Here is an 8,498-nt window from a genome sequence, read left to right on the forward strand (position 1 = left end):
AAAACCGCAGGTAGACGACTTGCTGGTTTTCAAAAAAGACCCGCATGGTCGACCCATGCGGGTTAAACGTAGTAGATAGGCCGTTTTTGTGGCGCGGTGTTGGTGGGATGTGTCAAAGGGACTGTCCCTTTGTCACATTGGCTAGTCTAGGCGGACCGGATCGTGGGGGTAGGCGTTGAGAATCTCGACGCCGGACTCGGTCACCAGGGCCAAGTCCTCGATGCGGACGCCGGTGCGCCCGGGGAGGTAGATGCCCGGCTCGATTGAGAACGTCATGCCTGGCTCTACGACCTGCTCGTTGACCAGCGAGACGTCGCCCGGCTCGTGGTCCTGCAGACCAATCGAGTGACCCAGGCGATGCGTAAAGAATTTGCCGTAGCCCGCGTCCTCAATCACGTCGCGCGCGGCACGGTCCAGGTCGCACATGCGCACGCCCGGTGCGATGAGAGCCTCGGCGGCCTCATTGGCGCGGCGCACGATATCGTAGATGCGCGCCGTCTCTTCGTCTGGCTCGCCCCAAAAGAACGTGCGCGTCATGTCCGAGCAATAGTTGCGATGCCGCCCGCCGATGTCGAACAGCACCACGTCGCCGCGCTTGAGTACGGTGTCGTCGGGCTCGTGGTGCGGGTCGCCGGCGTTGGCGCCAAAGCTCACGATGGGCGGAAAGCTAAAGTCCTCGCAGCCGTGTTTGCGATACAGGCCGAGCATTTGGTCGGCAATTTCGCGTTCCGTCACGCCCTCGTGGACGAGTTTGATGGCATCGGCCATTACAGCGTCGTTAGCGGTCGAGGACGCACGCATGAGCTCCTGCTCGGTGGCATCCTTGTGGGTGCGCGCGGCGGTGACGGCAAAGTCGCCCAGGAAAAACTCGCTGGCGGCGTGGCGCTCCATAAGCGGCATCAAAAAGCCGGAGCGCATGACGGTGTCGATGCCGAGCGGTTTGGTCGGATCGACCTCGCGAGCGATGGCGTCGGCCGCGACGTCGGTATCGGTGTGGTAGGCAACGCGGGCATTGTCGTATTCCGGCAGCTGATGTAGAGCGTTGACCAGGATTACCGGCTCGGCATTGCGCGCGAGCAGCACGCCGCAAAAACGCTCGAACATATCGGCATAAAACCCGGTTAGATAGTAGATCGACCACGGGTCATTCACAAGCAGCTGCGCGCCGGGGTGCTGAGCCCCGAGCGCATCGAGCACGCGCGCCACACGCTGGTCATCGACATGTGCCATGAAACATCCTTTCGCTAGGCTGCCACCATGGTATCCCAAGCCCGGCACATAGGGACGTTCCTTTTATGACGGCACCGGGGGACACTCCTTGCAAAAGCAGCTAAAAGAGCCCCGTCCCAATTTAGCTACTCGATGTCCATGCTGGCGATTAGGTTGATATTGGTGTTGAGGAGGTCCTTCAGCACGACGTCGCCCATGCGGATGGGGGCGTTGACGACTAGGCCTCGGATGAGGGCCATGGCTTGGGCGTGGAGTTCTAGCGGGATGGCTTCGGCCGTGCGCACGGGGAGCAGGGCTTCGTCGCCGCCGGAGACGGCCACGGTCGTCGTGAGCACGCGCATGGGGCAGGTGAGCTCCTGATGTGCGAACGTATCGCCGCGCGGGCAGTTGTTACCGGTTACGGAGCGCACTTCCACCACGGCGCCATTGGCGTCGCGCTCCACCTCTACGGTCAGAAGGCATTCGGATGGGCAGGTCGTACAGTTGAACTGCAACGTTTCGGTCGCATTCGTGCTCATGAGCTATGCCTCCTCAATGGGATCGACGGACAAGACAATCTTGCTGGCACCCAGGTCGAGCGCCTGCTTGATGACCTTTGCTGGCAGTGGGAAGCTTTCCATTACACTCGGTTTAAACGGGCGGACCTTGCCTGCAAACAGCTCCACGCCGCCAGCAAGAATGCGCACGCGGGCGGCATCGACTGGTCGGCGCACACGGAAGTTGAGTTTGGTGAGCGCCACAGCCGTAATGCGTCCCGGCAGTGCGTATCCCGCAATGCCGGCAGGGGAGACGGTGAGCTCGCAGTCCGGAACGGCGCCCGCGCCGGTTCCCAGCGCGTACGCCGCCGCAGCTGCGCCAGCTCTCTCAGACTCGGTCGTTACGTTGTCGGCCAGGTCGTGCACGTGCAGCACGTTGCCGCAGGCAAAGATGCCTGGTACGCCCGTCTGCAGACTCTGGTCCACCACGGCGCCGCGCGTGCGCGGGTCAAGCTCTACGCCCGCGGCAACCGAAAGCTCGTTCTCGGGAATCAAGCCCACCGAAAGCAGCAGCGTGTCGCACGGAATAATGCGCTCGGTCCCCGGAATGGGCGCTAGGCGTTCGTCGACTTGGCTCACCTCCACGGCTTCCAGGCGGTCATGCCCGATCACGCGCGTTACCGTGGTGGACAGATGTAGCGGAACGCCAAAGTCGTCCAGGCAGTTCTTGACGTTGCGGCGCAGACCGTTGGCGTACGGCATGAGCTCGTACACGCCCTCGACCGAAATCCCCTCGAGCGTGCAGCGACGTGCCATGATCAGCCCGATATCGCCCGAACCCAAAATGACGGCGCGCGAGCCGGGTTTGAGGTTCTCGATATTGATGTATCGCTGCGCCAGGCCTGCCGTAAACACACCGGCGGGACGGCTGCCGGGGATCTTGATCTCGCTGCGGGTGCGCTCGCGGCACCCCATGGCAAGGACGACCGCCCGTCCGGTGAGCTGCAGCATGCCGGCGGGGCTCATGAGCGTGACGGTATGGACCGCGGTGTCTTCCGCAGGCTCGCCTGAATCAATCCCAAGCACCATGCTGTTTAGGAACAGCGCAATGTCGGTTGCGTGCACCTTGTCGATAAAGCGCTGCGCGTACTCGGGACCGGTGAGCTCCTGTTTAAAGTGCGACAGGCCAAAGCCGGGGTGGATGCACTGGCGGAGGATTCCACCCGGGTGCTGCTCGCGCTCCACGATGGCCACGCGCGCTCCGGCCTTATGCGCGGCCAGCGCGGCAGCCATGCCGGCAGGTCCGCCGCCGATAACGACCACGTCGAAGGCTCGCGTTTGTACGGCTTCCACGACGCCGCAATCAATCGCGTTCGATTTGAATCCGCCATCCTAGCGCACCCCCTTCAAAGGCCCCTCGACCAGCCAGGAGCCGGCGTCCTCCAGTAATACCTCGCTGGGGTCGCAGCCCAGCTCGCGGGCAAGAATCGTCACCACACGGCTCTGGCAAAAGCCGCTCTGGCACCGACCCATGCCGGCACGACAGCGGCGCTTGACGCCCTCGACCGAAACCGCGCCCGGTTGGCGTCGAATCGCGGCCACAATCTCGGCCTCGGGCACCGTCTCGCAGCGGCAAACAATCTGTCCCCACGCGGGATCGGACTCGATCAGCTCCTCCTTGCGCGCCAGCGGTGCGCGGTCAAAGTCGTCCGGCGCTCGGCGAATTGGGTTCCAGTCCGCCCGCTCGTGCAGTTCCACGCCCGCCTCACGCATCACAAGCTCCATGCGCTCGGCAATGGCCGGTGCGCTTGCCACACCCGGCGACTGAATGCCCGCCGCCTGGAAAAGCCCCGGCACCACGGCTGACTGCCCAATAAAGAAGTCGTTCGTACCCTGAATGACCGGACGCCCGCCGGCAAATGCGCGCACCACGCGGCGCGTATCCAGATCGGGCACCAGCTTGCGCGCGCCGCTCAGCAGCGCGTTCACATCGCTCGCATAGGTCTGCGTGTCACCCGGCTCGCGCACGGCGGCCGTCGCGGTGATCACGGTGTTGCCGTGCACGGTGCCCGTCACGATAACGCCCTTCGACACCGGCGTCGGCACGGGGTAGAGCGGCATGAGCGTGCGCGGCTCCTTGTCCAGCACCACGATGTTGCCCTGACGCCAGACCATCTGGAACTCCTCGGCGCCCGCTATATGCGAGATGTCGGCGGCGCCGTTGCCCGCGGCGTTGATCAGGTAGCGGCAGCGTACGTTGCCAGCGGGGGTTGCCAGCGTAAAGCGCGCGTCGTCGCCCGAGCCCGCGACTTCAATCGCTTCCACCGACGCGGACCGCATAAACGTTACCCCGTTGGCCACGGCGTTCTCCAGCGCGGCGATAGCAACCTCAAACGGGTCGACAAACCCAGTCGAGGGGCACCACAACGCGCACGTTGCATCGGCACTGGCGCGCGGCTCTAATTCGTGGATGCGGTCGGGTCCGACGATTGACAGCTCGGGCACCCCGTTGGCCAGGCCATTCTGGCGCAGCTTTTCCAGATGCGCGCGGTCCTCGTCGTTAAAGCTCAACACCATCGACCCGGTGCGTCGGAACAGGAAGCCCAGCTCCTGCGCCCACGTACCGTACAACTCGCAGCCACGGGCGTTGACCTGCGCCTTAACTGTGCCCGGCGCCGGATCGTAGCCGGCGTGCACTAGGCCGCCGTTGGCCTTCGACGCGCCCAGCGCAATATCGTTAGCCGCCTCGACCACGCAGATGGACAGGTCATAGCGCGCGAGCTGCCGCGCGATGGCGCACCCCGTGATGCCCGCGCCCACGATCGCGATATCAAACGTTTCCGTCACAGTGCCTCCCAGACGAGTTGACAGGCTGTCAATAAGACTATCCTACGGTCTGCACACCCCCAGCGCGGCGGCAATGCGGTGAACAGCCCCGCAACACCCGCCAACGGCAGAAAAGGGGAGACGTGGCAACGTCGACAACCTCGTCCGCCGACAACTACGGCAACCTTTCGTCTCAATCTGTAACAGCTAGCTGACGATTTTGGTTCTAGATGCTACAGATCAAGACAAACCTTCAGGCGGATTTTGAATGTCTCGATCTGTAACAGTAAGAGGGGTTTTTGGGCCCAAGATGTTACAGATCGAGATTGAAGTCGGGGAGGGACCCCTGTGTCTCGATCTGTAACACCTAGACCCGGATCCCGCTCCCACCTGTTACAGATTGAGATGTTTGTGTCCGCGCCGGCCCCGCCCCTAGCCGTGGTCCCATATAAACAAACCCCGTGGTAAACTTTACCGGACTGTTAATATTCCGAAAGGTACCCGTAATGTCCAAGTACATCTCCGAGCTCATGTCGCCGCAGCTTATGGGCGTCGTCTATGCCTTCGTTGGCTTTATCATCGCCCTGTATGTGCTGTCGGTCGTCTATGTGTTCATCGACGCTCGCCGCCGCGGCGCCAGCGCCTACGTGGCATGGGGCATCATCGCCCTCATCCCGTTTGTAGGCCTCATTGCCTACCTGGTCCTGCGCCCGCACTCCTACGCGTCCGACCGCGAGGAGCAGGAGCTGGACATGGCCCTGCGCGAGCGCCAGCTTGCCCAGTACGGCACCTGCCCGCAGTGCGGTGCGCCTATCGAGAAGGACTTTGTCGTGTGCCCGGTGTGCGACACCCAGGTTCGTAACGTGTGCCCCAGCTGCCATCGTCCGCTCGATGCGCACTGGAAGGTCTGCCCCTACTGCCGAACTCGCATCCAGTAACGCATCCATCGCCGGGCCGGCCGCAAGCCACGGGCATGCCGCAAGCCACACGCGCACCCCGCCCCCACACGATGAAGCATGCGTAGAAAATCGCCCGCCGTGCCATTAAGGTGCGGCGGGCGCTTGTATACCAAGGCAACCTGCCTATAATGATGCAAGTTAAAACGCCGAGCGCATCGCACGCACTTGCATCAGGCATCCGAGAGGAGAAAACATACCCATGAAGGCACTCTACAATGACGGTTCGGTGGCCGAGCTCCCGCAGGACGAGGTCACGCACGTCATCCGCCACTCTGCCGCGCATATCATGGCGCAGGCCATCAAGCGCCTGTACCCCCAGGCCGACTTTGCCTACGGCCCCGCGACCGACAACGGCTTCTACTACGACGTCGACCTGCCCGAGGGCGTCAAGATCAGCGAGGACGACTTCCCTGCGATCGAGGCCGAGATGAAGAAGATCGTCAAGGAGAACCTCAAGTTCACCGTGTACGAGAAGCCCCGCGCCGAGGCCATCGCCCTTATGGAGGAGCGCGGCGAGAAGTACAAGGTCGAGCACATCGGCGACCTGGACGACGACGCCCGCATCACCTTCTACCAGCAGGGCGACTATATCGACATGTGCGTCGGCCCCCACATCTGCTACACCAAGGCCCTCAAGGCCTTTAAGCTCACCGGCGTCTCGGGCGCCTACTGGAAGGGCGACAAGGACAACAAGATGCTCACCCGCATCAACGGCGTCGCCTTTGCCACTAAGGAAGAGCTCGACGAGCACATGCACATGCTGGAGGAGGCCAAAAAGCGCGACCACCGCAAGATCGGCCGCGAGATGGACCTCTTTATGATGCGCGACGAGGCCCCCGGCTTCCCGTTCTTCCTGCCCAACGGCATGATCCTCAAGAACACGCTGCTGGACTACTGGCGCGAGATCCACCACAAGGCCGGCTACGTGGAGATCTCCACGCCGCTTATCATGAACAAGCAGCTGTGGAAGACCTCGGGTCACTGGGACCACTACAAGGACAACATGTACTCTACCGTCATCGACGACGAAGAGTACTGCATTAAGCCCATGAACTGCCCGGGCGGCGTGCTGGTGTACGCCTCCAAGCCGCACTCTTACCGCGAGCTGCCCATCCGCGCCGGCGAGATTGGCCTGGTGCACCGTCACGAGCTGCGCGGCGCCCTGCACGGCCTGTTCCGCGTGCGCTGCTTTAACCAGGACGACGCCCACCTGTTTGTGCGTCCCGACCAGCTGACCGACGAGATCGTGGGCGTGGTCAACCTTATCGACTCCGTGTACCAGAAGTTTGGCTTTAAGTATCACGTTGAGCTTTCCACCCGCCCCGAGGACTCCATGGGTTCGGACGAGGACTGGGCTCGCGCCGAGGAGGGTCTGCGCACCGCTCTGGAGAAGCTGGGCATGGACTACGAAGTCAACGAGGGCGACGGAGCCTTCTACGGCCCCAAGATCGACTTCCATCTGGAGGACTCGCTCGGCCGTACCTGGCAGTGCGGTACTGTGCAGCTCGACTTCCAGATGCCGCTCAACTTTGACCTGGAGTACGTTGACGCCGACGGCACCAAGAAGCGCCCCATCATGCTGCATCGCGTGTGCTTTGGCTCCATCGAGCGCTTCATCGGTATTCTGATTGAGCACTTTGCGGGCAAGTTTCCCACTTGGCTGGCTCCCGTGCAGGTCAAGGCGCTTCCCGTCTCCGAGAAGAGTCGCGACTACGCCCACGAGGTGTGCGCCAAGCTGGAGGACGCCGGCATTCGCGTGGTCTGCGACGACCGCGACGAGAAGATCGGCTACAAGATCCGCGAGGCCCGCAGTATCGACCGCGTGCCCTACATGCTCATCCTAGGCGAGAAGGAGGTCGAGGCCGGCAACATTTCCGTCCGCGATCGCTCTAACGAGACTGTTCAGATGAGCGTTGACGAGTTTGTTGCCAAGGTGACTGAGGAGATCAAGACCCGCGCCTAAGGCAAACTTCACAACAATTAACAAAGGCGCCCGTCCTCAAAGGGCGGGCGCCTTTTTTCATGCTCAAATAAGAAAAGCCGCTGGTCAAGCGGCTTTTTTTGTTGCACAAAAAGGTACAGGTTTTTGTATCTTTCGACAGACGACATTATACGAGCAATTAATCAGCGTTTGCCCAGATTACGCAAAATGTACTGCTAGTAGGTACATCTCCATACCCCTCTATAAAAACCTGTACTTTTGCGACTGCGCCTAGCTGCGAGCGAGAAGCCTGTTCTAAACGCCCCTGCATTTGCGTGCATCGCAAAGCCAAAAGAGGGGGCGAGAACTTGGAACAGACGGTACGGCGTCAAGAGCAACTGCCGGGCGCATTTAACGGCGCCACCACCAACAGCCAGCACGGCCGCGTCCGCTGGTATCTGGTCCACACCCCCAATGGAAAAGAGCGCGAGACCTGCGAAAAGGTCCGCCGCATTATCCCGCACAACCTTATGCAGGACGCTTTTGTAATGCAAAAGGAGTTCTGGTTTAAGCGGGATGGCGCCTGGTCGCTCCAGACCAAACCCATGTACAAGGAATACTTCTTCGTCGCTACGCACGATGCCGCTGCGCTCGATAGGGCTTTGGCCCAGTTGAGCTTTGGCTGCCGTATCGCCGGCAGTAGGGAGCGGGCGTACATGCCCATGCCGGACGACGCGCAGGACTGGTACCGCAGCGTACTGGACGACGACGGCGTGGTGCGCAACAGCGTCGCGCGCATAGAAGGCGGCGTGTTGCACATAGAGCAGGGTCCCTTGGTGGGGCAAGAGGCCCGTGTAAAGAAGATCGACCGTCATAAGCGCTGGTGCTTGGTAGACGTGGGTGAAGGCGACTCCGCATTTAGGGAGTTGCTTCCGCTCGACGTTCCCAGCAAAACGTAAGGGAGACGTTGTACCAGCTAATCGTTCGCATTTTTGAATTTATAGACGGGGGGGGGTGTTCCTATAGTTTTGTCAACTGGGCAATGCTGTTTTCGAGATTGAATCGCGACATGCTAACGCCAGGCCT

7 protein-coding genes are annotated in these 8,498 nt (G+C 61.6%); 3 read left to right on the top strand and 4 right to left on the bottom strand.

Features of this window, described 5'->3' with window-relative positions; genetic code table 11:
• Positions 1-141: 141 nt before the first annotated feature.
• The 4 genes from PMX72_RS06500 to PMX72_RS06515 form a co-directional block, all read right to left on the bottom strand.
• Positions 142-1,230: a M24 family metallopeptidase gene (locus tag PMX72_RS06500; RefSeq protein WP_271729732.1), complete on the bottom strand. Its 1,089-nt coding sequence runs from the start codon at positions 1,228-1,230 to the stop codon at positions 142-144.
• Positions 1,231-1,355: 125 nt separating this feature from the next.
• Positions 1,356-1,748 carry a DUF1667 domain-containing protein gene (locus PMX72_RS06505; RefSeq protein ID WP_271729733.1) on the bottom strand — a complete coding sequence of 131 codons (393 nt, stop codon included), beginning with the start codon at positions 1,746-1,748 and terminating at the stop codon, positions 1,356-1,358.
• Between the two features lie 3 nt (positions 1,749-1,751).
• Positions 1,752-3,059, bottom strand: coding sequence for an NAD(P)/FAD-dependent oxidoreductase (locus PMX72_RS06510; protein WP_271729734.1), 1,308 nt, complete (start codon positions 3,057-3,059; stop codon positions 1,752-1,754).
• A gap of 39 nt (positions 3,060-3,098) precedes the next feature.
• The gene (locus tag PMX72_RS06515; RefSeq protein WP_271729735.1) at positions 3,099-4,553 is read right to left on the bottom strand and encodes an NAD(P)/FAD-dependent oxidoreductase; all 1,455 of its coding nucleotides are present in this window, start codon (positions 4,551-4,553) and stop codon (positions 3,099-3,101) included.
• Positions 4,554-5,038: 485 nt separating this feature from the next.
• Between PMX72_RS06515 and PMX72_RS06520 the strand changes: the two genes are divergently transcribed.
• From PMX72_RS06520 to PMX72_RS06530, 3 genes are all read left to right on the top strand, one after another.
• Positions 5,039-5,470 (top strand): double zinc ribbon domain-containing protein, encoded by a 432-nt coding sequence (locus tag PMX72_RS06520; RefSeq protein ID WP_055251579.1) that lies wholly within the window; start codon positions 5,039-5,041, stop codon positions 5,468-5,470.
• A 220-nt stretch (positions 5,471-5,690) separates the two neighbouring features.
• Complete coding sequence (gene thrS, locus PMX72_RS06525) at positions 5,691-7,454, top strand: threonine--tRNA ligase (RefSeq protein WP_271729737.1); 1,764 nt, start codon at positions 5,691-5,693, stop codon at positions 7,452-7,454.
• Between the two features lie 326 nt (positions 7,455-7,780).
• A complete protein-coding gene (locus PMX72_RS06530; protein WP_271729947.1) occupies positions 7,781-8,371 on the top strand; it encodes a hypothetical protein in 591 nt (196 codons plus the stop codon).
• Positions 8,372-8,498: the final 127 nt, after the last annotated feature.

Source organism: Collinsella aerofaciens (genome assembly GCF_028207065.1).
GTDB lineage: Bacteria > Actinomycetota > Coriobacteriia > Coriobacteriales > Coriobacteriaceae > Collinsella > Collinsella aerofaciens_AR.

Excerpts from the sequence above, each read along its gene's own strand:
- PMX72_RS06505 (WP_271729733.1), bottom strand. The coding sequence starts at position 1,748 with ATGAGCACGAATGCGACCGAAACGTTGCAGTTCAACTGTACGACCTGC.
- PMX72_RS06520 (WP_055251579.1), top strand. The coding sequence starts at position 5,039 with ATGTCCAAGTACATCTCCGAGCTCATGTCGCCGCAGCTTATGGGCGTC.
- thrS (WP_271729737.1), top strand. The coding sequence starts at position 5,691 with ATGAAGGCACTCTACAATGACGGTTCGGTGGCCGAGCTCCCGCAGGAC.
- PMX72_RS06500 (WP_271729732.1), bottom strand. The coding sequence starts at position 1,230 with ATGGCACATGTCGATGACCAGCGTGTGGCGCGCGTGCTCGATGCGCTC.